Genomic DNA, 2063 nt, shown 5'->3' on the forward strand with positions numbered 1-2063 from the left:
CGGGTCTATAGGCTTAGGCGGGTCTATAGGCTTAGGCGGGTCTATAGGCTTAGGCGGGTCTATAGGCTTAGGCGGGTCTATAGGCTTAGGCGGGTCTATAGGCTTAGGCGGATCAATAGGCTTAGGAGAAGGCTCTACTGGTGAAGGTAATTCCGGTTTTGGCGATGGTATAGGTGGTGTACCTTCGGCACCACTTCCTCCTAATTTGCCACCCGTGTTTGTAGCATGCACATGTAAATGACCATTATGTTCATTACAGCCAGTCAATGCAATTGAAACAGCAATAACCAATGATTTAAGCATCAACTTAGAATATTTCATACTAATTATCTCCTTGGTTCCAAACAATTGTTTAGAATTAATAAAAAATCTTTAAATAAAATATCATATTTTAATGAATTGTAACTTTTAAGTTTTTTCTATAATTTTCTTCCTTTTGGGTATTCATATGTTATTAATGTTAACATATATATTCTTTTATTTACAAATTAGGCAAAATTTTATTAATTAATAATAAAAATAATACAAACAGCAATATAAAAATAAAGTTACAGGATGAAATTGGCATAAAATTACAATGGTGACAATTATGATCAATTTTTGCCCCAGTTAATTAAGCTAATTCGATTCAGGATTAATAGCAGCTTGCTCTTGCGTTAATTGGCGCTACTACCAAGGATATTTGTTTTATCAAGCTATGCGTTTATTTCATTCTTCGCTAGGGCGTTTTGCTGAACAGGATAGGGGGGCGTTCCTGAGCTGCCAGGAAAACGCGCAGCTCTTGGGGCATTCGGCGAAATTCGGCTATGGCAGTGGGTACAGGCTGGTTTTGTTGCTGATATTGCTGTACTTTTGTCTGCCAGGTGTCGATGAGTGCCTGAATATCGGCCTTGCGGCAGCATCGCGTACGGAGTAGCAGCCGTATTTATCTATGCGTTTGAGCATGGCTTTGCAGGTACACGGGCAGGTGCGGCCATTGCTGCCACTGAGTGGCACTGGTATAGCCGGAATAAATCAGGCTGTTGAGATGCTGGCACAAAAGCAGGGTTAATGGATGTTTATCCAGATGGCTGTTGACTTCGGCATAGGCCTGTGCAGTTTGCACGGTGTAACGGTGGACGGCTTCTTTTACCGCTGGCAGACGGCTGTGTGCTTGCTTGACTGTTGTGACAGGATATTGAGGTTGTGCCCGCTGGCCAGTTCTGCGCTGCTATCATCAATTACTTGGATGGTGAGATAGCAATATGCTGGCAATTGTTGTGTGCGCCAGTGTTCGATATCTTTCTGGCTGAGCAGATGATGTTGCCAGCTTGGCAGGCAATGGGGTGTGTAACTATCCCCTAAAATAGTACAGCTCTGAAGTAGAAAATTCTCTTTATTAACCCACAGAGGATTTAATCATGAAAAAAATGACTGAACATCAAATCGTATCTATTTTAAAAGAAGCTGAAGCCGGTATTCCTGTTAAAGAACTTTGCCGTAAATATGGCATCGGCAACTCGACTTTTTATAAATGGCGGCAAAAATACGGTGGTATGGAAACCTCCGATATCAAACGTTTAAAGGAACTGGAAGCTGAAAACCGTAAGCTTAAGCAAATGTTTGCCGAGCTCAGTTTAAAATCTCAGCTTCAGGAGGAAATCATAAAAAAGCTATAGTGCCTACCAAGGCACGTAAAGCTTGGGCTGTGCAATTACAAGAAAGTCATCCTGTTACTATTGCTATGAGCTGCGCAATTGTTGGCTTAAGCCGCTGTGCTTACTATTATCAACCTAAATTACCAGATGACTCGGTGATTGTGTCAGTACTCAGTGCTATCACTGACAGGCATTTACGCTGGGGCTTTCCCAAGTGTTTTAATCGTATCAGAAAGCTCGGCTATAAATGGAATCATAAACGTGTGTATCGGGTGTATTGTGAATTAAAGCTTAATCTCAGGGTAAAGCGTAAAAAATGCATTCCTCCACGATGCCCAGAAAGACTATCTGCACCCAGTAAACAAGGTGAATGCTGGTCAATGGATTTTATGAGTGACAGCAGTCGCAATCAACGCAGGTTTAGAA

At 41.8% G+C, this 2063-nt stretch carries 3 protein-coding genes and 1 pseudogene; 2 read left to right on the forward strand and 2 right to left on the reverse strand.

Going from position 1 to position 2063, the window contains the following annotated elements:
- The coding region (locus BGI33_RS06680) for a hypothetical protein (protein WP_218965152.1) at positions 1-321 on the reverse strand (321 nt) is incomplete at its 3' end.
- A gap of 604 nt (positions 322-925) precedes the next feature.
- Positions 926-1153, reverse strand: a pseudogene (locus tag BGI33_RS06690) (DUF3418 domain-containing protein); the annotation flags it as partial.
- Positions 1154-1400: 247 nt separating this feature from the next.
- Here BGI33_RS06690 and BGI33_RS06695 point away from each other — a divergent pair.
- Complete coding sequence (locus BGI33_RS06695) at positions 1401-1658, forward strand: transposase (RefSeq protein WP_100089939.1); 258 nt, start codon at positions 1401-1403, stop codon at positions 1656-1658.
- Positions 1658-2063 (forward strand): IS3 family transposase (locus tag BGI33_RS06700; RefSeq protein WP_144235380.1); only part of this gene is annotated, 406 nt, incomplete at its 3' end. The genes BGI33_RS06695 and BGI33_RS06700, both read left to right, overlap by 1 nt.

The organism is Snodgrassella alvi, from assembly GCF_002777425.1.
In the GTDB taxonomy this organism is placed as follows: domain Bacteria; phylum Pseudomonadota; class Gammaproteobacteria; order Burkholderiales; family Neisseriaceae; genus Snodgrassella; species Snodgrassella alvi_B.

Coding starts and splice junctions, on each gene's coding strand:
- BGI33_RS06695 (WP_100089939.1), top strand. CDS start 1,401: ATGAAAAAAATGACTGAACATCAAATCGTATCTATTTTAAAAGAAGCT.